This is a genomic window from Aeromonas sp. R6-2, assembly GCF_040908155.1.
Classification (GTDB): domain Bacteria; phylum Pseudomonadota; class Gammaproteobacteria; order Enterobacterales; family Aeromonadaceae; genus Aeromonas; species Aeromonas schubertii.
Window position 1 is genome coordinate 1 of record NZ_JBFODE010000043.1, and the last position, 20,988, is coordinate 20,988.

16 protein-coding genes, 1 tRNA gene and 1 pseudogene are annotated in these 20,988 nt (G+C 63.2%); 9 read left to right on the top strand and 9 right to left on the bottom strand.

The genetic code is table 11. The features are described 5' to 3' along the window. Positions 1-95: 95 nt before the first annotated feature. Positions 96-305, top strand: a pseudogene (deoD, locus tag AB5Y48_RS11130) (purine-nucleoside phosphorylase); the annotation flags it as partial. A 33-nt stretch (positions 306-338) separates the two neighbouring features. Continuing rightward, entirely contained in the window at positions 339-1,499 is a 1,161-nt protein-coding gene (gene tsgA, locus AB5Y48_RS11135) for an MFS transporter TsgA (protein ID WP_368164450.1), read from the top strand. Positions 1,500-1,540: 41 nt separating this feature from the next. On the opposite strand, the gene AB5Y48_RS11140 is transcribed toward tsgA, so the two are convergent. Beyond that, on the bottom strand, positions 1,541-2,218 hold the full coding sequence (locus tag AB5Y48_RS11140) for a Crp/Fnr family transcriptional regulator (RefSeq protein WP_050666875.1): 678 nt from the start codon (positions 2,216-2,218) through the stop codon (positions 1,541-1,543). Between the two features lie 184 nt (positions 2,219-2,402). Here AB5Y48_RS11140 and AB5Y48_RS11145 point away from each other — a divergent pair. Then, positions 2,403-2,492: transfer RNA gene (locus AB5Y48_RS11145), tRNA-Ser, on the top strand. A gap of 235 nt (positions 2,493-2,727) precedes the next feature. On the opposite strand, the gene AB5Y48_RS11150 is transcribed toward AB5Y48_RS11145, so the two are convergent. After that, positions 2,728-3,501 carry an SDR family NAD(P)-dependent oxidoreductase gene (locus AB5Y48_RS11150; RefSeq protein ID WP_368164453.1) on the bottom strand — a complete coding sequence of 258 codons (774 nt, stop codon included), beginning with the start codon at positions 3,499-3,501 and terminating at the stop codon, positions 2,728-2,730. Between the two features lie 238 nt (positions 3,502-3,739). Here AB5Y48_RS11150 and gcvA point away from each other — a divergent pair, with 238 nt between their 5' ends. Then, complete coding sequence (gcvA, locus tag AB5Y48_RS11155; RefSeq protein WP_368164454.1) at positions 3,740-4,711, top strand: transcriptional regulator GcvA; 972 nt, start codon at positions 3,740-3,742, stop codon at positions 4,709-4,711. Between the two features lie 187 nt (positions 4,712-4,898). Here gcvA and AB5Y48_RS11160 read toward each other — a convergent pair whose 3' ends face one another. The 3 genes from AB5Y48_RS11160 to AB5Y48_RS11170 all read right to left on the bottom strand — a co-directional run bounded on the left by AB5Y48_RS11160 (position 4,899) and on the right by AB5Y48_RS11170 (position 7,338). Then, complete coding sequence (locus tag AB5Y48_RS11160) at positions 4,899-6,077, bottom strand: dicarboxylate/amino acid:cation symporter (protein ID WP_368164456.1); 1,179 nt, start codon at positions 6,075-6,077, stop codon at positions 4,899-4,901. Positions 6,078-6,199: 122 nt separating this feature from the next. Continuing rightward, complete coding sequence (locus tag AB5Y48_RS11165; protein ID WP_224161150.1) at positions 6,200-6,697, bottom strand: YbaK/EbsC family protein; 498 nt, start codon at positions 6,695-6,697, stop codon at positions 6,200-6,202. Beyond that, on the bottom strand, positions 6,694-7,338 hold the full coding sequence (locus tag AB5Y48_RS11170; RefSeq protein WP_224161149.1) for a LysE/ArgO family amino acid transporter: 645 nt from the start codon (positions 7,336-7,338) through the stop codon (positions 6,694-6,696). The genes AB5Y48_RS11165 and AB5Y48_RS11170 overlap by 4 nt, the downstream gene beginning before the upstream one ends. Before the next feature lie 97 nt (positions 7,339-7,435). On the opposite strand from AB5Y48_RS11170, the gene AB5Y48_RS11175 reads away from it, so the two are divergent. Further along, the gene (locus AB5Y48_RS11175; protein ID WP_368164459.1) at positions 7,436-8,341 is read left to right on the top strand and encodes a LysR family transcriptional regulator ArgP; all 906 of its coding nucleotides are present in this window, start codon (positions 7,436-7,438) and stop codon (positions 8,339-8,341) included. A 43-nt stretch (positions 8,342-8,384) separates the two neighbouring features. Here the strand turns inward: AB5Y48_RS11175 and pykF are convergent, their stop codons facing one another. After that, positions 8,385-9,797, bottom strand: coding sequence for a pyruvate kinase PykF (pykF, locus tag AB5Y48_RS11180; protein ID WP_050666888.1), 1,413 nt, complete (start codon positions 9,795-9,797; stop codon positions 8,385-8,387). A gap of 407 nt (positions 9,798-10,204) precedes the next feature. Here pykF and AB5Y48_RS11185 point away from each other — a divergent pair, with 407 nt between their 5' ends. Then, positions 10,205-11,032: an ABC transporter substrate-binding protein gene (locus AB5Y48_RS11185; RefSeq protein WP_224161147.1), complete on the top strand. Its 828-nt coding sequence runs from the start codon at positions 10,205-10,207 to the stop codon at positions 11,030-11,032. On the opposite strand, the gene ggt is transcribed toward AB5Y48_RS11185, so the two are convergent. The 3 genes from ggt to rdgC all read right to left on the bottom strand — a co-directional run bounded on the left by ggt (position 11,033) and on the right by rdgC (position 15,315). Then, complete coding sequence (gene ggt / locus AB5Y48_RS11190; RefSeq protein ID WP_368164462.1) at positions 11,033-12,814, bottom strand: gamma-glutamyltransferase; 1,782 nt, start codon at positions 12,812-12,814, stop codon at positions 11,033-11,035. A 98-nt stretch (positions 12,815-12,912) separates the two neighbouring features. After that, entirely contained in the window at positions 12,913-14,097 is a 1,185-nt protein-coding gene (gene ybaL, locus AB5Y48_RS11195) for a YbaL family putative K(+) efflux transporter (RefSeq protein WP_368164464.1), read from the bottom strand. Between the two features lie 306 nt (positions 14,098-14,403). Continuing rightward, positions 14,404-15,315: a recombination-associated protein RdgC gene (rdgC, locus tag AB5Y48_RS11200; RefSeq protein WP_050666923.1), complete on the bottom strand. Its 912-nt coding sequence runs from the start codon at positions 15,313-15,315 to the stop codon at positions 14,404-14,406. Positions 15,316-15,493: 178 nt separating this feature from the next. On the opposite strand from rdgC, the gene AB5Y48_RS11205 reads away from it, so the two are divergent. From AB5Y48_RS11205 to AB5Y48_RS11215, 3 genes are read left to right on the top strand one after another with little or no spacing between them, the layout of a single operon-like run. Then, positions 15,494-15,952 carry a GNAT family N-acetyltransferase gene (locus tag AB5Y48_RS11205; protein ID WP_050666891.1) on the top strand — a complete coding sequence of 153 codons (459 nt, stop codon included), beginning with the start codon at positions 15,494-15,496 and terminating at the stop codon, positions 15,950-15,952. A gap of 57 nt (positions 15,953-16,009) precedes the next feature. After that, positions 16,010-17,230 carry an exonuclease SbcCD subunit D C-terminal domain-containing protein gene (locus tag AB5Y48_RS11210; protein WP_368164467.1) on the top strand — a complete coding sequence of 407 codons (1,221 nt, stop codon included), beginning with the start codon at positions 16,010-16,012 and terminating at the stop codon, positions 17,228-17,230. Continuing rightward, positions 17,227-20,985 carry an AAA family ATPase gene (locus tag AB5Y48_RS11215; protein WP_368164469.1) on the top strand — a complete coding sequence of 1,253 codons (3,759 nt, stop codon included), beginning with the start codon at positions 17,227-17,229 and terminating at the stop codon, positions 20,983-20,985. The genes AB5Y48_RS11210 and AB5Y48_RS11215 overlap by 4 nt, the downstream gene beginning before the upstream one ends. The last annotated feature ends 3 nt before the right edge of the window (positions 20,986-20,988 follow it).

The following is a 20,988-nucleotide window of genomic DNA, read 5'->3' on the forward strand; positions in this document are numbered from 1 at the left end:
GACATCGCCTGCACAGCACTTTGGGTTACCAAACCCCAGAGGAGTTTGAGAAGGTAGCTGCTTAACCCGGTGTCCACGATTGCTGGGTCAGATCAAACCTCATTCCGGCGCTGGAGAAGTTCGGTGTGCTCGGCATCGACATGGAGGCCGCAGGCCTCTACGGTCTGGCCCACCAGCAGGGGATCGAGGCGCTCGCCATCCTCACCGTTTCGGATCACTGTCTGACCGGCGAAGAGACCACGGCCCAGGAGCGCCAGCTCTCTTTTAACCAGATGATTGAGCTCGCCCTGCACACGGCCTGTTAAAGATCCCCCTGTACCCTTCGAGAGACATTAATAATGAAAAACAGACTCTCCCTCACGGCGATAAGCTTCCTGGCCAACTTCGTGATGGCCGGTTTCGCCACTCAATTTGGCATGCTGATCGAGCCGATTGCCGCCCGCTTCGGTGCCGACGTCAATCAGGTGGCCTCGATCTTCTCGCTGCTCAACGGCGGTGCCCTGGCCGGCACCGTTGCCGCCTTCTTCCTGATTGAGCGGGTCGGTATCAAGCGCCTGACCCTGCTCTGTTACGGCACAATCGCCCTCGCCGCCACAGCCCTGCACCTGACCGATTCCCTGATGGTGGTGATGGGGGCCATGACCCTGATCGGTCTGTGCGGAGGGGTTGGCCTCTGCATCGCCGGTACTCTGGTGGTGAGTGTCTGGCAGTCACGCATGCAGAGCACCATGCTGGTGGTGCAAGATGCCACCTTCAACGTGGCCGGGGTCCTCTTCCCTCTGGTAACCACCTACACCCTGACCCACTCCATGGGATGGAGCTGGAGCTATCTGGCGGTGGGCATGGTCTCTTTGCTGACCCTCTTTATCGCCGGGATGACCGATTTCTCCGGGGCCGGGGTTGGCGGCGCTCAGCAGGAGGAGCGCTGCGAGTGGAATGCGGGCGTACTGAGTGGTGGCCTCGGCCTCTTTCTCGGCATGCTGGCCCTCTATACCTTCCTTACCTGGGCACCCATGTTTGTGAAAAACAAGTTCGGCATTCCCTTCGAAGAGGCGGGCAATATCATCACCCAATACTGGACGGCGGCCCTGCTGGGCGCGCTGGTGTCGACACTCGTCGTCACCCGGCTGCCGATCCGCCTGTTTCTTATCGCCATCATCACCCTGGCCATGGTGATCACAGGTGTAATAGTGACGAGCGATTCTCTGGCTTGGCTGCCTTACCTCACCTATGGCTACGGGTTTGTCTGTGCCGCCCTCTATAACGCCTTCATCGCCTATGGGGTCTCGTTTGTGCGCCAGGCCAGCAGCAAGAACGTCTCTTACATCCTGGTCAGCGGTAGCGCCGGCGCCATGTTCAGCCCGGCCATCAGTGCGGTGGCAGAAAAGGTGGTCGGCCTGCAGGTGGTGATGTACGCGATTCCACTGCTCTACGGGGTGATCCTGTTGATGCTGCTGGCATCGGTAAAAATGGCCCGTCCGGCACCCTGTCATGCCTGATTGCATCTCGATGTGACAAGGGGCCGGTTGGCCCCTTGTTGTCAGGGCTGCTCCAGAAAGGTGCGCAGGGCGGCCAGATCCGCTATCTCGAGCCCCTCTTCACCCCGGCGTACCAGGCCAAGCTCGACGAGCTCCTTGACCGCGCGGCGATAGACCCGATCCGTGGTGCCAAAGCGCTCGGCCTCCAGATAGCTTTTGCGAAAGCCGCTCACCGGGTTGTCGTGGTGGTAGCTGTGGTAGAGATCCCAGGCGATGTTATAGCTGATGGGAAAGAGCATGCGGCAGGCAAAGATATCGACCGTGTCCTGGTAGTCGATGGCCATGGCGGTGGCGAAGAAGAGCGCCACCTCGGGATGGGCCAGCAGCTCTTGCTCCAGCAAGGCACTGTCGATCCGGGCTATGGTGAGGGGCTCCAGGGCCAGGATGTCGAGCTGGCAGCGATAGCCGGTGAAAAACTCCATCTCGCCAAAGATCTGGTTGTCACACTCCATGGTGCCAAGCTGAAAGCGACGCCCGTTCATGGCGGTATAGCCCATGGCGATGCGTCCCTCCGGAACCAGCATCATGGGCGGATCGCTCTCCCCCTGGGTCAGCAGATGTTCTCCTTCTGCCACCATACGCCGCTCCCGGATACAGGATTCGACCACACGGATCACCAGATCGTGATTATCCTGCCAGTGACGCCGAAAGCGTCCCTTGAAGAGAGGTTTGAGCTGCATGCCTACCTCCACCCAAAAAGGGGTTATTAGAGCATGGTGGCGCGGCGCGACCAAGGGAAGGGGGCCGGAGTGTGCCCTGGCGCAACCTTTGGGGGGCCGGGCGCCGAAAAAGCGGCCAGTTACTTGATCCGTCTGGAAAAGTTATTTGCATTTTGGGGGCGGCTGGGGTAAAAATCTGCGCCACGGAGAGATGCCGGAGTGGCCGAACGGGATTGACTCGAAATCAATTGTGGTAGCAATACCACCCAGGGTTCGAATCCCTGTCTCTCCGCCACATACCAAGCCCACGCAGATGCGTGGGCTTTTTTATTGTTCCTCTTCCTGAAGGATGACGAAAACATGCAAAGGCTCGAGCGTGTCAGGATGGACGCTCTATTGGCCGGTGGCATCGTGGCTCATCTCGCGCTGCCAACGGAAATCTCCCCGCCGGATTTCGGCAGGTGACGGGTCTCATTGGCCTTGGCTCGAGTGACGGTGCAGGGCAAGCCCGCAGGCTTGCCCCTGATGGATTAATTGCGACCGGCCATGACGCCGCCATCGACATCCCAAATCGCGCCGGTGACCCAATCCGCCTTGTCGGAGAGCAGGAACGCAACCACTTCGGCAACATCCTGAGGAGTCCCTACCCGGCCAATGGGATGGAAGCTGTTGAAGCCTTGCAGGGCGTTGTGCACCTCCTCCTTGGGTATGAACCCTTCATAGATGGGGGTTTGCACCACAGCCGGGGAGACCGCGTTGACACGGATCTTGTGCTGCGCCAGCTCCATCGCCAGATGCTGGGTCAGCGAGTGTAGCCCGGCTTTGGCCATCGAGTAGGCAGAGGAGGGGGTGGCGGCGATGGCTTGCTTTGCCCACATGGATCCGATGTTGACGATGGCGCCTGCCCGCTCCCTGGCGACCAGGTTGGCGGCCACCTTCTGGGTGATGAAGAAGAAGGCCTTGTTGAGTGCCATATACTGGTCATAGTCCGCATTCTTGTGCTCCAGGAAGGGTTTCGGGAAGAAAACCCCTGCGGCATTGACCAGCAGGTCGACATCCGGATGTTCGGTCTCTATGGTGCCTAGCAAGCGGTTGATCCCCGCCTCACTGGTAAGATCGGCGGTGAGTGCCCAAACCGGGCCTAGGGTCGCCAGGGTCTTGCGGGCCTCTTCACTCTTTTCGGGGCGATGTCCCACGATGACAACACTGCCACCCTGAGCCAGCACGATACGCGCCGTTTCCATCCCCATGCCGCTGGTGCCGCCGACGACCAGTAACTTCTTGCCGCTGAATTGATTGTTCATAGTGAAAGCCTCTTTGTCATGGGTTGCTCGCCAGGCTTGTCTGTTTCCTGGCGGATAAAGGTGGCTTCCCGAGCAAGGGGCCACAGTCGTTCATTAACGTGATATCGATGAGGTGACAGCGTTGCTCCCGCGCCGGGGGCAGGTCTTGCCGCGCTCATCTGGGGGCCATTTTTCACGGGTTACAGGATCGTCACAACCGAGATAAACTCTGGTGACGTGAAAGAAAAACTTTATCGATATGAAGACACCCATACATCTGAATGCCTTACGGGCGTTCGAAGCCAGCGCAAGGCACTTGAGTTTTTCTGCCGCAGCACAAGAGCTTCATGTCACACCGGCCGCCGTGGGCCAACTGGTCAGGCACCTCGAAGAGTGGGTGGGTACCCCGCTCTTTATCAGGCAGCGCAGCGGTAAAGCCAGGCTTGTGCTGACGGACAGCGCCGAGCGAGCGCTGCCTGATATCAGCGCGGGATTTGAACGACTGGGGCTGGGAGTGACGAAAATACGAGAAGGGGCGCTGGCCGGGGTATTGACCGTTGCGGTGAGCCCCGCCTTTGCGGCCAAGTGGTTGTTGCCACGTATTGATCGGTTTCAAGAGGTGTGTCCCGACACGGATGTGCGTCTGGATACCAACTTGAAACCGGTGGATTTTGCCGCGCAGGGGATCGATATCGGCGTCCGCTATGGGCTCGGGCATTGGCCTGGCCTGACGGCCACCAGGTTGATGGATGAGGAGATCTACCCGGTCTGCTCGCCGCAACTGTTACTCGATCCGCATCGCTTGCAGCAACCTGCCGATCTGCTGGGCGAAACACTTATCCATGATCTCTCAATGGACAGCCACAGCGGTTTCCCCACCTGGGATAGCTGGCTTATACAGGCGGGAGTGAAGGTCGAGTCGACCATCCGGGGTATGAAAATCAATAACTCGGCCGCAGTGTTACAAACGGCAATCGAAGGGCATGGCATTGCACTGGCCCGCAGTGTGATGGCAAGTGGTGACCTTGCATCAGGGCGATTGGTCCGGTTGTTTAAAGACATACGCTTCGAGACACCGCTTGCGTATTACATCGTATGCAGGGATGGGGGCGGCCATGCTCCCCGACAAGCCGTCTTTCGAGACTGGTTGATTCAGGAGGCTCGTGATCATTCCCCGCAAGTGGCAGATAGCGGGGCCGATCATCGGTCAGTCAGAGCGGGTAAGGGGTGATTGCTTGGCTCATCAAACCCATCGCCGTTTTGAACGGTCGCTCCCCTGTCCGGATCAATCCTGGCGCCGTGCCGAGGCATGGTGAACCCCTCTACCAGGTGTGTCGACCTGCTCTTGTTGCAAGGGGCGATGGAAAAGAGGGGGAAAGAGGAAGGGAGGCCAGTGGCCTCCCTTCTGCATCCTGCTGTCAGGCTGCGTCCTGCTCCAGGGCCGGGGCCCCTTGCTGACCCTTGGCGAAGCGGTCGACCCACAGGGCAATGGCGCCGTCACCGGTCACATTACAGGCGGTGCCGAAGCTGTCCTGGGCCAGGTAGAGGGCGATCATCAGGGCGATGGAGGCGTCACCGAAGCCGAGCATGGAGGTGAGCAGGCCCAGGGCCGACATCACGCCGCCGCCCGGGGCCCCCGGAGCCGCGATCATCACCACCCCCAGCATCATGATGAAGGGGAGCATCTCGGAGAGACTCGGGATGGCCAGGTGCTCGGAGAGGAACATGACGGCGGTGGCGCAGGTCACCAGGGTGATGGTGGAGCCGCACAGGTGGATAGTGGCGCACAGGGGCACGGTGAAGTTGGCGATGCCATCGCTCACCCCGTTATTTTTGCTGGCGCGCAGGGCCACCGGAATGGTGGCGGCGCTCGACATGGTGCCGATGGCGGTGAAGTAGGCCGGCAGCATGTTCTTGATGAGGGCCGCCGGTGAGCGTCCCTGGGCCAGGCCTGTGCCCACAAACAGCACACTGAGCCAGAGCCAGTGCATCAGGATGGCCATCACCAGCACCACCCCGAAGGTCTTGAGGGTGGTGAAGACGGTGCCCTCGACGGTCATCTCGACAAAGACGCCGGCGATGTAGAGGGGCAGCAGGGGGATGATCACCCGGGCCAGCAGGCGATCGATGATGTCGCGTCCCTGATCGGCCACCTTGCGCAAGTCATGGGACTCGGTGGCCGAGATGCCGATGCCAAACACGAAGGCGGTGGCCAGCGCCGTCATCACCCCAAACAGGGGCGGGATCTCCAGCTTGATGTAAGAGGCAAGCTTGACCCCTTCCTGGCTGGTCATGACGCTGGTGCTGGCCAGCAGAGGAATAAAGTGGCTGGCAACCAGGAAGGCCAGGGTGCCGGCCATCAGGGTCGAGCCATAGGAGAGGGCGACCGTCTGGCCCAGCAGGCGGCCGGAGTTCTTCGGCAGGCTGGCGATACCGCTGGTAATAAAGAAGAGGATGATAAGCGGTATGGTGAAGGTGATGAGCTGCCCGATCAGCGCCTTGGCGGTGAAGACGAGCCGCGCCATCCACTCGGGGGCGTAGAAGCCGATCAGAAGGCCGAGCAAGATGCCGGCCAGCAGTTTCGCTATCAGTTTCATTGGGATATCCGCAGGTTGTGTTGTCTGTCTGTGTTTTTAATCAGGCGGGGTTTTTAACACAAAACTAGCGAAAATGCCTGTCTAAAACCGACTGGGTAGCGGAAAAAATCACCGACTCCAAATTAATGACTGGTTTCATCCCCCAGCCAGAAAACCGGGTTGGGGAGCTGGGCCAGCAGATCGGGCAGATGCAACCCCTTGAAGGCAAAGGTCCACTCCGGCAAGCCCGGGGTGAACATCAGCTCCTCGCAGGCCAACAGGCCCGGGTCCACCACCAGAGGGATGGAGGAGGGGAGGGCAAAGGGGCAGACGGCGCCGGGCAGGCAACCGGTGACGGCGCTCATCTCCTCGTCGCTGCACACCGAGGGGCGCTGGCCGAGCACCGCCTTGAGCCGTTTGGCATCGAGCCGGCTGTCTCTGTGGGTGAGCAGCAGGGCGTGGCTGCCATCCTTGCAGCGCAGAAACAGGCTCTTGGTGGGCTCGGCGCTCCAGCCAAGTTCGCGGGCCAGGCGGGCATCGGTCTCGTAATCGAGAATGGGCTCGTGCTGCCACGCCTGATGGGGGACGGCGCTGCGCTCAAAGAGCTGGCGGCAGGTATCGAAGAGGGCTTGCAGTGTCATAGGGCCTCCGCGCCAAGGGACTCAAGGAGTTGCAGGGAGAGCTGGCCCGCCAGGGTCAGCATGATAAATCCGACCAGCAGATCGATGCCCTGCTTGACCCGAGGGCGGCTCAGCACGGGGGCGAAGCGGGCTGCGCCGAGCGACAGGGCGCTGAACCAGAGCAGGGAGGCGAGCAAACAACCGAGGGCGAACCAGGGGCGCTCGTCGCCGGCCAACTGGCTGCCGAGGGAGCCCAGGATGACCAGGGTGTCGAGGTAGACGTGGGGGTTGAGCAGGGTCACCGCCAGGGTGGCGAGCAGTACCGCCATTCGCCCGACGAGGCGCACCCCGTCTCCCTCACCGGATGCACCGGTCGGGCGCAGGGCGCTGCGAAGCGCCAGGCTGCCGTAGGTGGCGAGAAACAGGATGCCGGCGGCGGTGATGAGGCCGAGCAGCAGCGGCTGGCTGCTCATGACGGCGCCGGCGCCAAACACCCCCAGGGTGATGAGAAAGACGTCGCAGACGATGCAGATGGCCGCCACCATGAGGTGGTGATGACGGCGGATCCCCTGATTGAGGACGAAGGCGTTCTGGGCGCCGATGGGGACTATCATGGCCAGGCCGAGCGTCAGGCCTTGCCAGAGTGGGATGAGTTCTTTCATGAGGCTTCTCCGCTGTGATGGGGGCAGCTTAGAGAGTGGCTATGCTTTAGTGAAACTAATAATCTTAATGGATTATCAGTTTTGCTAATGGTGAATCATGCGAGGACTCGACTATCACTGGCTGGCGGCGCTCGATGCCGTGGTGGCCCACGGCGGCTTCGACAAGGGGGCGCAGGCGCTGTTCGTCACCCAGTCGGCCATCTCGCAGCGCATCAAGCAGCTCGAGCGCTGGCTCGCCCAGCCCGTGTTGGTGCGCGCTACCCCGCCCCGTCCTACCGAGCTCGGGCAGCGTCTGCTCGGCCACTACCGCCGGGTTCAATTGCTGGAGCAGGAGTTGCACCCGGCCCTCTCACCGGAGGGCAGTGGCCCCCTCTCTTTGGCCATTGCCACCAATGCCGACAGCCTGGCCACCTGGCTGCTGCCGGCCCTCACTCCCCTGATGCAATCGGGGCAACTGCTGCTCAATCTGATGGTGGACGACGAGAGCCGTACTCTGAACCGGCTGCGCTCCGGCGAGGCGGTGGCCGCCATCAGCAGCGAGCCGACCCCCATGGCGGGCTGCGTCAGCGACAGCCTGGGGCGGCTCGACTACCTCTGTGTCGCCAGCCCGGCCTTCGCCAGCCACTACTTTGCCGATGGCATCGATGCCGGGGCCCTGGCCCGTGCTCCCGCCGTGGTGTTCGACCCCCATGACGACATGCACGGCGTCTTTCTCGCCGAGCGCTTCGCCCTCTCCTCCGTGGCCTGGCCGCACCATGTGGTGCGCTCGTCGGAGGCCTTCGTCAAGCTGGCCCTGCAGGGCTGTGCCTACTGCCTCATCCCCAGGCTGATGATCGAGCCGGAGCTGGCGAGCGGTGAGCTGGTGGATCTGCTGCCGGGCCAGGGGGTGAGCCGTACCCTCTACTGGCACCGCTGGGCCCTCGAAAGCGGTCTGCTGGCCCGCCTCTCCGAAATATGTATTGGCCGAGCCAGGACGGTGTTGGCACAGAGTGAGCAGGTATAAAAAAACGGCGCCATCAGGCGCCGTTTTCGTCACGGGGCTGTGATTACAGCACGTGCACGGAGGAGGTGTTGGTGGTGCCGCTCGGTACCAGAGCACCGGAGACCATGACAACCACGTCACCCTTCACGCCCATGCCGCTTTGCAGCGCGACGTCCATACCGATACGGTAGAAGTCGTCGGTGGAGGCGATGGAGTCAACCACGTGCGCCATCACGCCCTTGGAGAGGGAGAGCTGGGCAGCGGTCTTCTGGTTGGTGGTGATGGCCAGGATCCAGGCCTTCGGGAAGTACTTGCGGATGGCCTTGGCAGACTTGCCGCCTTCGGTGGCGACCACGATCAGCGGGGCATCCAGCTTCTCGGAGGTCTCGACCGCGCCCTTGCACACGGCTTCGGTGATGCGCAGCTTGTTGCTGTCGTTGGCAGCAGACAGGTTGGAGGGCATCACGGCGTCGGTACGCTCGCAGATGGTGGCCATGATGGTCACGGCCTCCAGCGGGTACTTACCCTTGGCGGATTCGCCGGACAGCATGACCGCATCGGTACCGTCCAGGATGGCGTTGGCCACGTCGCCGGCTTCGGCGCGGGTCGGACGCGGGTTCTTGATCATGGAGTCGAGCATCTGGGTCGCGGTGATAACCACTTTACGCGCCTTGTTGCACTTCTCGATGATCATCTTCTGGGCGAAGATCACCTCTTCAACCGGGATTTCGACACCCATGTCGCCACGGGCAACCATGATGCCGTCGGAGACAGCCAGGATCTCGTCGAAGTTGTCCAGGCCTTCCTGGTTCTCGATCTTGGAGATGATCTGGATGGCTTCGCCACCGTGGGCCTTCAGGTGCTCACGGATTTCCAGCACGTCTTCCTTCTTGCGGATGAAGGAGGCGGCAACGAAGTCCACGCCCTGCTCACAACCGAAGACCAGGTCACGCTTGTCCTTCTCGGCCAGGGCCGGCAGCTTGATGGAGACGCCCGGCAGGTTAACGCCCTTGTTCTCGCCCAGATCGCCGTTGTTCAGTACCTTGCAGATCACTTCACGCTCGGTGATTTCGATGACGTCCAGACCGATCAGGCCGTCGTCAACCAGGATGCGGTTGCCCACGCGCAGGTCGCTGGCAAAGCCGGCATAGGTCACGGCAACCTTGTCCTTGTTACCCACGACAGTCTGGTCGGTGGTGAAGGTGAAGGTCTGGCCGGCAACCAGGGAGACATCATTGCCCCCTTCCAGCTTCATGGTACGGATCTCCGGACCCTTGGTGTCGAGCAGGATAGCGGCCTTGCGACCGCTCTCGGCCATCACTTCACGCAGGTTGCGGATGCGAGTGCCGTGCTCTTCGTAGTCACCGTGGGAGAAGTTCAGGCGCATGACGTTCATGCCAGCGTCCAGCAGCTTGGCCAGCATCTCTTTGGATTCGGTCTTGGGACCGATGGTGCAGACAATCTTGGTCTTTTTCATGTCAGTCTTCATGGTTAAAGGAATTTTCGCCCGGCAATATACACCAGTTTTTGGATACTTTTTATGATCCAGAAACAACGTTTTGGCCAGAGAACGTTTTCTTTTTAACGGTAACGTTTTCGCTACCATTTTCCCTTTCTCCCTTATGGAGCAAGTTACATGCCCATAACAGAAGGTGTTCTCTGTTGGAGCCGATAAGCCCATGATGGCGATCAATCGTAGTCTAATAACAACGGCTTGGGACAAGTACCCCCTCTCGCCACTGCAAGAAGGATAGCCGGTCAGCCGGCCAGTTTCCCCACCGGGGGAGAGGTGGCCAGCGTGCAGTTATTCACAAAAAAGACAATTGGATTGCCGCCAGCCCCTGTGGTCGAGGTATTATCGAACCGGGTCCGTATGGGTATTTTATGTCGCGCTATCGTCTCCTGCTGTTACTCTCTCTCGCGCTCTTGTCACGCCCAGGTCACGGGCAGCCGCTTCGCATGGTCGTTCACGATTTCGCCCCCTTTACCTTTGCCGATGAGGCGGGCAGGGCGCAGGGGGCATTGGTGGAGCTGGTGCAAGAGGCCTGCCGCCGTCGGGCCGAGGGGTGTGAGATCCTCTACCGCCCCAGTCGCCGGGCCAGGCTGATGCTCGAGCGCGGGTGGGTCGATGCCATGTTTCCCCTCGGGGTGACACCGGAGCGGCTGCAGAAACTGGACTTCTCGACACCCATCGCCTCCACCTCTTACGGTTTTTACGGGGTCGCCGACTCACCTCTCGAGCGTCTCACGGCACAATCGCTCTCGGGTATGAAGGTGGGCACCTTCGGCCCCTCCTTTACCCAGTATCTGCTCGAGCAGATCAACCGGGAGGTGGTGGAGGGAACCGGCGTCGGCATGACGATAGACGTGCAGCCCAACGCCGATGCAAAGGGGTTGGCCAAGCTGGTCTATCGTCGCTATCCCCTCTATTTCAGCAATATTCATTCCGCCGATTATCATCTGCGCCGAAGCGGGCTCACCGGTGTGCGTCAGCTCGGTGGCCTGGATCTGAAGGTCGAATACCGTATCGGTTTTGCCAGGGAGCGGGTCTCCACCGATGAGGTGACCCGCTTCAATGGCATACTCCATCAGCTGGAGCAGGAGGGCGTCGCAAGCCGGATCCGGGCCAAATGGCAGCTCGCTGCCCCCGATTTGGCTGCCCCCCTGGCTCCCCCCGGAGTCGATAAACTGCTGCGGGACGGGCGCTCCTGATCACTCCCCTTTGGCGATCCCCTCCCGACGCGGATCAGCGGCGCCAAACCAACCGGCACCATTGCGCTGCACCCCCTGCAGCCCCGAGGTCTGCTCCCCGACTATCACCTCGTGCCCCCTGGCCTTGAGCCCCTCCACCACCTCGGGCGGGGTGCGTCCCTGCTCGAGCTCGGTGGGACCGTTGCGACTGCCGAAGTTGGGCAGAGCGATGGCCTGTTGCAGGGTCAGCCCCCAGTCCAGGGTACCGAGCAGGGTCTTGCCCACGTAGTTGATGATGGCCGACCCACCCGGGGAGCCGAGGGTCATCTCCAGCTCGCCGCTTTGCTTGTCAAACACCAGCAGGGGCGACATGGAGGAGCGTGGCCGCTTGCCCGGCTCGACCCGGTTGGCAACCGGCAGGCCGGCCGCATCGACCGAGGTGAAGGAGAAATCGGTGAGCTGGTTGTTGAGCAGGTAGCCATTGACCATCAGGCGCGAGCCGAAGCCGTCCTCGATGGAGCTGGTCATGGAGATGGCCATGCCGCTTGGGTCGACGATAGAGACGTGGCTGGTGGAGGGGAGCTCGGGGGTGGCATCCCGTCCTCGCGCCAGGGACCGGGGTGGCGTGCCGGGGGCGGCGCTGCCCATGCTGCGCGGCCCGATGAGGCGGGCACGCTCGGCCAGATAGCCCTTGTCGAGCAGGCCGGCCACCGGCACCGCCACCTTGTCGGCGTCGGCCACGTAGCGGTTGCGGTCGGCAAAGGCGAGACGGGCCGCCTCGCTGTAGAGGTGGATGGCCTCGGCCGAGGCGGCCTGGCGCCCGTCAGCGCCTTTCACCGGCGCCAGCGCGCTCATGTCGCGCCCCTCCAGCATGCCGAAGATCTGGCCGAGCGCCAGGGTGCCTGACGAAGGGGTGGGGAAGCCGCAGATCCTGTGTGCCCGGTAGTCAAAGCAGAGGCCATCGCGCACCTTGGCGCGGTAATCGGTGAGATCGGTCAAGGTCAGCAGCCCGGGGTTGCTCGGGTGGCTCTGCACCTTGGCCACCATGGCCTCGGCAAGGGGCCCCTGATAGAAGGCGTCCGCTCCCTGTTCGGCCAGGGTGCGCAGCACCTTGGCCAGGGCCGGGTTGGTCAGGCGGGTGCCGACCGCCTTGGGACGCCCGTCCGGCAGGTAGAAGTAGGCACGGGCGTCGGCATCCCTGGCCAGATAGGGCTCCTTGGCGAGCAGGGCGGCCAGCCGCGGGCTGATGGCAAAGCCCTGCTCGGCGAGCGTGATGGCCGGGGCGAAGAGATCCCGCCAGGGCAGCTTGCCGTAGCGCTGGTGGGCCAGGGCCAGGGCACGCACCGTGCCGGGTGCCCCCACCGAGCGGCCACCCACCACCCCGTCGTAGAAGTCCATCGGCTTGCCCTCTTTCATAAAGAGCTGGTCGGTGGCCGCCGCCGGCGCCGTCTCGCGCCCGTCCACCGCACTCACCTGCCGGCCGTCCCACACCAGCAGCAGGGTGCCACCGCCGATGCCGGAGGATTGGGGCTCGACCAGGGTCAGTACCAGTTGTACCGCGATGGCGGCGTCCACCGCAGAGCCGCCGGCCTGGATCACCTGGTAGCCGGCGTCTACCGCCAGGGGGTTGGCGGCGGCCACCATGAAGTCGTGTCCCTGCCAGCCCGGCTTGTCGGTCCAGCCACTCGATGCTTCGGGGGCGATCAGGGTCTGGGGAGGGGGCGCATAGTGAAAGCCCTGCGAGTCGGCGCAACCGGCCAGCAGGGCGAGGGTCAGGGAGAGGGCGAGGGGCTTAAAGAGCATGGTGACGGCTCCGTGTCGGTCGTGGATGAATTCCCGACACTGTCACAATCGAAGCCTTCCTTCAAGTTTTCCTTATGACTCAATTAGTTATGTTTTTGTCAATGTGCCTGCCAGCGATCGATAAGCGTAAACACCAGGGGATTTACCATGATGGAGAGGCTGGCGCCCATCAGTACCAGGTCGCGCGCCTCCCCGGGCACCAGATTCAGCGCCACCCCGAGCCCCATCAGGATAAAGGAGAACTCCCCTACCTGAGCCAGACTCGCCGAGATGGTGAGTGCCGTCTGTTGGTTGTGGCCAAACAGGCGCACGATGGAAAATGCCGCCAGTGACTTGCCAAACAGTATGATGAGGAGGGTGGCCAGCACCGCCAGCGGCTCGCGCAGCAGTATGGTCGGGTCGAGCAGCATGCCCACCGAGACGAAGAAGAGCACGGCGAAGGCATCTTGCAGCGGCAAGGTCTCGCTGGCTGCCTTGTGGCTGAGATTGGAGCTGTTCATCACCACTCCGGCGAAGAAGGCGCCGAGGGCGAACGAAACCCCGAACAGCTTGACCGCACCGAAGGCGATGCCGAGCGAGCAGGAGAGCACCGCCAGGGTGAACAGCTCCCGTGAGCCGGTGGCAATGGTGCGCGTCAGCAGCCAGGGGATGAAGCGCCGCCCGCCGACGATCATCAGGGCGATAAAGGCGGCCACCTTGGCCAGGATCAGCCCCAGATCGGCCAGCATGCTGGTGAGCCGCAGCGTCTCGCCTCCGCGCTGCAGGTCGGCCAGGATCGGCAGCATCACCAGGGCCAGCACCATCACCAGATCCTCCACGATGAGCCAGCCGATGGCGATGCGCCCCTCGTGGGTGTCGATAAGGCCACGGCTCTCCAGGGCTCGCAGCAGCACCACTGTGCTGGCGGTGGAGAGAGCCAGACCAAATACCAGGCCCGGGATAAGGCCCCAGCCGAGCAGATGGGCTAGCCCGAGTCCGAGCAGGGTGGCCAGGGCCATCTGGACCATGGCGCCCGGGATGGCGATGCGCCTGACCGACAGGAGGTCGCTTAAGGAAAAATGGAGTCCGACCCCGAACATCAACAGGATCACGCCAATCTCGGCGAGCTCGGGGGCAAGTTGCAGATCGGCCACATAGCCGGGGGTGAAGGGGCCGCTGATGACGCCGGCCGCCAGATAACCCACCATGGGTGAGATCTTCAGGTAGCTCGCCAGCATGCCGAGCAGGTAGGCCAGTACGAAGCCGCCCACCAGGGTCGTGATCAGGGGAAGGGAGTGGTCCATATCGTCACCTCGCTAATGGCAGTCAGGAGCTGCTGGTGCAGCCGTCAATAAGCAGGTTGGCGAAAGGAAAATTGCGGGGCATGCCTGGTTGCGCGGCATGATGCGTCAATCATCGTTTCGGCGGGACTATAAAGGTGTTAACCGGCGCCGGCAATGATTCTTCTGATGAAATTGTAAGTAATCTTTTCGGTCTTAAGGGGCTGGTTTTTACGTGTTGATTGATAAAAGTGTGTAGTTTGGCGACATTTTTGATTCAGAGGCGGAAAAAAGAGAGGCCGCCCGCAGGCGGCCTCGCTGTCAGCGGCGTCAGAGGGATTGCTCCTCTCCCCCAAGCGCGGCCAGCAGGGCCGGGATAAACTGGGCCAGTTCGGCGGTGACCAGGGCAAAGTCGGCGTCGAGGCGGGCGGCCGGATCTTCGCTGGTGATGTCGTCGTTCTGCTCGCGCAGCTCTTCGCTGAACTTGAGACGCTTGATGGAGAGATCGTCCCCCAGCACGAAGCTCAGGCTCTCACCCCAGTTGAGGGCCAGCTTGGTCACCAGCTTGTCGTTGGCCAGGTGGTTCTTGATCTCGTCGGTCATCAGGTCCTGCTGCTTGCAGCGGATGATGCCGCCGTGCTCCATGGCGCTGCGCAGCTCTGCCTCATCCTCCAGTGCGAGGCTGGCGGGCAGGTTCCCCTCGGTGAGCCACTCGGTCATGGTGATCTCGGGCGGGTTCTTGAGGGCCACCGGCACGACCGGCAGGGTGCCGATGCTCTTGCGCAGCAGGGCCAGCAGATCGTCGGCCTTCTTGGCCGAGCCCGCGTCCACCACCATCAGGTTGTCGGCGGGGTTGATCCAGGCGAAGGTCTGACTGGTGCGACTGAAGGCGCGCGGCAGCAGGGTGTGGAGGATCTCCTCCTTGAGCGCTTCCTTCTCTTTCTTCTTCAGGGCGCGCCCCTGCTCATGCTCTATCTCCTCTACCTTCTCGGCCAGCATCTCTTTTACGACCGACCCGGGCAGCATCTTCTCCTCCTTGCGGGCGCAGATAAGGATCTGGCCAGAGGCGCTGTGGGCCAGGGTGGCGCCGAACTTACCGAGGGGTTTGACCCAGCCGAATCGGGAGAGATCCTGACTGCCGCAGGGGGTGAAGAGGCAGCTCTCGAGCTGGGTCTCCAACTGCTCCACGGTCAGCTCGAAGGGGCGGGTAAAACGGTAGATCTGCAGGTTCTTGAACCACATGGCGTCGTCGGTCTCCTCATTGGTCAGGGCGGCATTGTACTGCAAAAGCGGGATGTGATCAGACTGGAACTTTAGAGAAAAAAGGTGGAGCCAGCTCACAGGAGAGGTTTTTCGTTTGGAACAGCCACTCCAATCCCCCCTAGACTGCTCATTGAGTGAACCGTCAGGAGTCGAACCGATGATCAGACCCGCACAGGCACAGGACATGGACGCCGTACTGGAGATCTGGCTGCTTGCCTCGCTCCAGGCCCACGACTTTGTCGATGCCTCCAGCTGGTGGCGGGTACAGGAGGAGCTGCGTATCCGTTACCTCGACAAGGCAGAGATCTGGGTCTGTGACGAGCGTGGCGATCTGCTTGGCTTTATGGCCCTGGTGGATGACTATCTGGCGGCCCTCTTCGTGCGCCCGGACCGTCAGGGACGCGGCGTCGGTCACGCCTTGCTGGCCAGGGCCAAGGCCTTGTTGCCGCAGCTGAGGGCCAAGGTCTATGCCGAGAATGACGAGGCCCTGCGGTTTTATCGTCACCACGGTTTTCGTATCCAGGGGGAGGAGACGGACCCCCTGACCGGGCACCATCTCTATCTCATTGAGTTTGTTGGCAAGCACACCCAGCGTAGCCGGGAGCCGCAGGCTTGATTCCCCCCTTTTCAGCCCCCATCTGAGGGGGAGTCTCCCCTATCTTGCAGAGTTGTCATGAAGATCCTCCATACGGCGGACTGGCATCTGGGGCACCAGCTCCATGGCCACGATCGCCACGCCGAACATCAGGCTTTTCTCGACTGGCTCGCCGCCACCATCGACGAGCGTCGCCCCGACGCCCTGCTGGTGGCGGGCGATCTGTTTGATACCGCCAACCCGCCCGCCAGCGCCTGGCAGCAGCTCTACCGCTTTCTGGCCCGGCTGCGGGCCGCCCATCCGGCCCTCAACCTGGTGCTCATCGGTGGCAATCACGACTCCCCCTCCAAGCTGGACGCACCCCACGAGCTGCTGCGCGCCTTCGACCTGCACCTGGTCGGCAGCATCAGCCGGGACGCCGAGGGGGAGCTCGAGCTCGAGCGTCTGCTGGTGCCGCTGACCGGGCAGGACGGGGCCGTGCAGGCCTGGTGTGCCGCAGTGCCGTTTCTGCGCAGCAGCGATCTGCGTACCCGGGATCTCGCCGACGGGGAAGACAGATTGATAGAGGGGGTGCGTGAGGTCTATCGCCAGGTGCTCCATGAGGGGCGCCGACGGGCAGGCGATCTTCCCCTCATCGCCATGGGCCACGCCTATCTGGCGCGCGGCCAGCTCTCCGAGCTCTCCGAGCGCAAGGTGCTCGGCGGCAACCAGCATGCCCTGCCAGGCGATCTGTTCGATGGCGCCGACTACACGGCCCTGGGCCACCTGCACCTGGCCCAGCAGATCGGCGAGCGAGTTCACTACAGCGGCTCGCCACTGCCCCTGTCGCTCTCCGAGGCCGACTACCGCCACCAGGTGCTGGAGGTGACCCTGAACGGGCGCGAGGTGAGCGTGACGCGTCTCATGGTACCGCGTACCGCCCCCATGATCCGGCTGCCGGAACAGGATCTCGAGGGGGCCCTGGCGGCCATCATGGCCCTCGATCTGCCCGAGGTGGAGGTCGGCGCCCGCCCCTACCTCGAGGTGCGCCTGCTGCTGCCAAAGCCCGAGGCCCGCATCCGCGAGCGCATTCTCTCGGCCCTGGCGGGCAAGCCGCTGCGCCTGGCCCGTATCACGACCCGCTATCAGGGGGCGGGGGCAGGGCTGGCCGATGGCCCGCAGCGACGAAGGCTCGATGAGCTCTCTCCTACCGAGGTGTTTCGGCTCTGTTATCAGCGCCAGTTCGAGGGGGAACCCGAGGCGTCACTCGTCGCCTCGTTCGAAGAGATCCTGGAGCAGGTCAAGGAGTCCGGCGTATGAAAATCTTGTCACTGTCAGGGGAAAATCTGGCCAGCCTGACCGGCGCCTTTACCCTCGACTTTACTCGCGGGGCCCTCGGTGCTGCGGGCCTGTTCGCCATTACCGGCAATACCGGCGCCGGCAAGAGCACCTTGCTCGACGCCATTTGCCTGGCCCTCTACGACGAGATGCCGCGCTTTATCGCCAATCGCAAGAATGTCGAGAAAATTGGCCGCGCCCATGAAGATGAAAGAGACAAGTTAACGGCCAATGATGTCAAAAATATCCTCAGCCGTGGCCATGCCAGCGGCTTTGCCGAGGTGCGCTTTCGCGGCTGTGACGGTCGCACCTGGCTGGCCCGCTGGGCGGTGCGCCGGGCCCGCAATCGTGCCGAGGGGCGCTTTCAGGCGCAAGAGCGCTCCCTGACCGACGTCGAGTCCGGTCAGGTCTTCTCGGGCAGCAAGCGGGAGTTGCAGGAGCGCATCGACGAGCTGGTGGGCCTCTCCTGGGAGCAGTTTCGCCGCGCCGTCATATTGCCCCAGGGGGAATTTGCCGCCTTCCTCAAGTCCGATGCCAATGAGCGATCCGCCCTGCTCGAGCGGATGACAGGCACCGAGCTCTACTCCTCCATCTCTATCCAGACCTACGAGCGGGCGCGGGAGGAGCAGCAGAAACTGGCTGTGATTAACCAGCGCCTCGGTGATGTGGTGCTGATGGATGAGGAGAGCCGCAGGCAGTGGGTGAGCCAGCAGGTGAGCCTCACCACCGCCCTCAGGCACGAGCAGCAGCAACAGCAACTGATGCAGGAGCTCTGCGATCTCCATCGCCGCATCGCCGACCAGCAGCAGGGTTGCAGCGAGGGGGAAGTGGCGCTGGAGCAGGCCCTGCAGGCTCACGGGGCCGCCGCCGCCGAGCGTGAGGAGTTCGCTCGCGCCGAACAGGCCCAGGTAGCCCGTGCCGACCACGACGAGTTGGCCCGCCTCACCCTCGAGGTGCAGCAGCAGGAGAAGCAGATTGCCGAACTGGGCCCCGAGCTTGCCCGACTCGAAGAGCAGGCCCGCCAGAGCGCGTTGACCGAACAGCAACTGCTGGCCGAGAAAGTGGCCGCCGAGCGCGAATGGGGCGCCCTGCAGCCCGAGCTCAAGCGGGCGCAGGAGCTCGATACCCGTATTCTGGAAAAGCAGCAGCAGTTGCAGAAGGTTCGGCAGGAGGGGGCGCAGGAGCGGGAGGTTCAGCTCGCCCTCGAACAGGAGTGGCGCGTACAGAGCCAGCAGGTAGCGCAGCTCAAGGAGCAGCACCGGCAGTGGAGCCTCTGGCTTGAGGAGAACAGGGCGCTGGCTCTGGTCGCCCGCCAGTGGCAACCCTTGCTGACCGCCATGCAGGATTGGGCCGGGGATGCCGGCGCCTTGCAGCAACTGCTTACCCTGCGGGATCACAAGCTGAGCGCCCTGCAGCAGTTGCAACGCCAGCTGGAGCAGGGCCAGCAGGAGCGGGAGTATTGGCAGCGCGAGCAGGCGCGGTTACAGCAGCAGGGGAGCGAGCTGGAGCAGCAGCAGTGGGAGAGTCGCCTTGCCAGGGCGCAGGAGCAGTGGCAACAGCAGAGCGAACAGTTGGGCCAACTGCGTCAGCTGCTGGAGTTGGCCGACTATGCCCGCAGCCACGCCGAGCAGCACGCCCGGTTACAGCGGGAGCTGGCAGAGCTGGAGCTGGCCCTTGGCAAGCTGGCCACCCTGGGGGAGGAGCTGGCGCCGGCCCTTGAACGCCTTGCCTTGCAACGGGATGAGGCGCGTCACGCCCTGGAGCAATCTCGCGCCATCGCCAGTTTTGAGCAACATCGCCATATGCTCGGCGATGGGGAGCCCTGCCCGCTGTGCGGCGCGAAAGAGCACCCCTACCGCCAGAGCCAGCCGCAGGTGGCCGGCATTCTGGGTCAGTTGGCACTGCGGGCTCAGGGTCTCGAACGGGAGTGGGAGCACCTCAACCATCAATACATTCAGTGTCAGAGCGAGCGTCAGGAGCTGGAGCGCCAGCGCCTGGCTCGTCAGCAGCACCTGCCCGAGCTGGAGGCGCGGGCCGAGCAGCTGATCCTGCGCTGGCAGCAGTTGGGGGGAGAGGCCCTGCAGGGTCATCCGTTGTCGCTATACCAGAGTCCCGCCGAGTGGCAGGGAGTGATCCATCGTCTGCTCGGCCATGGGCAAGCCCTGGAGCAGGGGCTGGCCCAGAGCCAGCAGCAACTGCGGGAAGCCCGGCTCGGTCAGCAGCAGCTTCAGGCTGTGCGTCAGCAACTGGGCCAGTTGACAGAGCAGCACCAGCAGTGCGACCGGCACTGGCAGGAGGCCGATCGCCAGCGCATTACCCTGGAAGGGGAGCTCAAGGGGATGGGGGAGCAGGAGAGCACCCTGCGTCAGCGTCTCGAGCAGGGGGGGCAGCGCCTTGACGAGCAGATGGGGGGCCTGCCCTGGCGCCAGTGGCTCGGCAGCCAGCAGTGGCACGAGTGGCAGCAATCCTGTGAGGCCTGGCTGCACGGCCAGGGCGAGTGGGAGCGGCTGGCCGGCGAGATAGCCAGCCTCACCCCGGCCCTGAGTGCGCAGGAGGCGCGTCTGCAGAGTCAGCGTGAGCGGTTGCACAGGCTAGAGCGCGATGACAAGGAGCACGAGCAGCTGTGTCAGGGGCTGCTCACCAGTCGCGCCGCCTGTCTGGGGGGGGAGGCGATAGCCCTGGTGGAGCGTCGCTGGCAGGCGCGTCTGCAACAGATCGGCCGCGAGCTGGAGGCGATACAAGGCAGTGCGCGCGCCCTCGGCGAACGCCAGACCGAGCTCAAGACTCGCCTCGCCCATCTGGAGCAGGAGAAACAGGTGAGCAGTCGGCGCAAACGCGAGGTGTTGGGACGCTGGGCCGCTCACGCCACCACCCTCGGCATCGCCGAATACGATCTGCGTCGTCTGCTGGCCATCACCCCCGATGAGCTCAAGTCGCGCCGCGCCGCCTTGCAGGGGTTGGAGGACGCCGTGGGCGAGGCCCGTACCCGTCTCGCCGAGCGGCAACGGACCCTGGCGCTGGAGCTGAGCAAGCAAGATCGTTATTGGGAGCATCACCCGGAGCTGGCGGCCCTGTCGCAGGAGGCACTGGTGCAGCGTCTGGCGATGCAGGAGGCCCGTTGCCGCGAGCTCGACGAGCAGCTGTTTGCGTGCAAGAGCGCCCTGGCCCAGGCCGAAGCGGCCGCCCTCAAGGCGGGCAGCCTGCAACAGGAGCAGGCCACCCAGCAGGCGGTGGCCGATCACTGGCAGCAGCTATGCGATCTCATCGGACAGGCCAACGGCGCCAAGTTGCGCACCTTTGCCCAGAGTCTCACCCTGGAGCGGCTGCTGCTCGAGGCCAACGCCCAGCTGGGCGAGCTGTCACCGCGCTACCGGCTGGAGCGGGTACCCGGTACCGATTTGGCGCTGCAGGTGGTGGATCTCGACATGGGGGACGAGGTGCGTTCGGTGGACTCCCTCTCCGGTGGTGAGAGCTTCCTGGTCTCCTTGGCGTTGGCCCTGGCCCTCTCGAGCCTGTCGTCGAAGCAGACCCAGGTGGAGTCGCTCTTCATCGACGAGGGGTTCGGCACCCTGGATCCTGACAGCCTGGATCTGGCCCTCTCCTGCCTCGACTCGCTGCAGGCGAGCGGACGGCAGATCGGGGTCATCTCCCACGTGCAGACCCTGGTCGAGCGCATCGGCGTGCAGGTGCGGGTCGAGGCCTTGGGGGGCGGGGAGAGTCGGGTGCTGATCCCGTGACAC

Coding starts and splice junctions, on each gene's coding strand:
- AB5Y48_RS11185 (WP_224161147.1), top strand. CDS start 10,205: ATGTCGCGCTATCGTCTCCTGCTGTTACTCTCTCTCGCGCTCTTGTCA.
- ybaL (WP_368164464.1), bottom strand. CDS start 14,097: ATGGACCACTCCCTTCCCCTGATCACGACCCTGGTGGGCGGCTTCGTA.
- AB5Y48_RS11205 (WP_050666891.1), top strand. CDS start 15,494: ATGATCAGACCCGCACAGGCACAGGACATGGACGCCGTACTGGAGATC.
- AB5Y48_RS11140 (WP_050666875.1), bottom strand. CDS start 2,218: ATGCAGCTCAAACCTCTCTTCAAGGGACGCTTTCGGCGTCACTGGCAG.
- ggt (WP_368164462.1), bottom strand. CDS start 12,814: ATGCTCTTTAAGCCCCTCGCCCTCTCCCTGACCCTCGCCCTGCTGGCC.
- AB5Y48_RS11165 (WP_224161150.1), bottom strand. CDS start 6,697: ATGACACTGCAAGCCCTCTTCGATACCTGCCGCCAGCTCTTTGAGCGC.
- rdgC (WP_050666923.1), bottom strand. CDS start 15,315: ATGTGGTTCAAGAACCTGCAGATCTACCGTTTTACCCGCCCCTTCGAG.
- AB5Y48_RS11215 (WP_368164469.1), top strand. CDS start 17,227: ATGAAAATCTTGTCACTGTCAGGGGAAAATCTGGCCAGCCTGACCGGC.
- AB5Y48_RS11210 (WP_368164467.1), top strand. CDS start 16,010: ATGAAGATCCTCCATACGGCGGACTGGCATCTGGGGCACCAGCTCCAT.
- AB5Y48_RS11175 (WP_368164459.1), top strand. CDS start 7,436: ATGCGAGGACTCGACTATCACTGGCTGGCGGCGCTCGATGCCGTGGTG.
- pykF (WP_050666888.1), bottom strand. CDS start 9,797: ATGAAAAAGACCAAGATTGTCTGCACCATCGGTCCCAAGACCGAATCC.
- AB5Y48_RS11150 (WP_368164453.1), bottom strand. CDS start 3,501: ATGAACAATCAATTCAGCGGCAAGAAGTTACTGGTCGTCGGCGGCACC.
- AB5Y48_RS11170 (WP_224161149.1), bottom strand. CDS start 7,338: ATGAAAGAACTCATCCCACTCTGGCAAGGCCTGACGCTCGGCCTGGCC.
- AB5Y48_RS11160 (WP_368164456.1), bottom strand. CDS start 6,077: ATGAAACTGATAGCGAAACTGCTGGCCGGCATCTTGCTCGGCCTTCTG.
- gcvA (WP_368164454.1), top strand. CDS start 3,740: ATGAAGACACCCATACATCTGAATGCCTTACGGGCGTTCGAAGCCAGC.
- tsgA (WP_368164450.1), top strand. CDS start 339: ATGAAAAACAGACTCTCCCTCACGGCGATAAGCTTCCTGGCCAACTTC.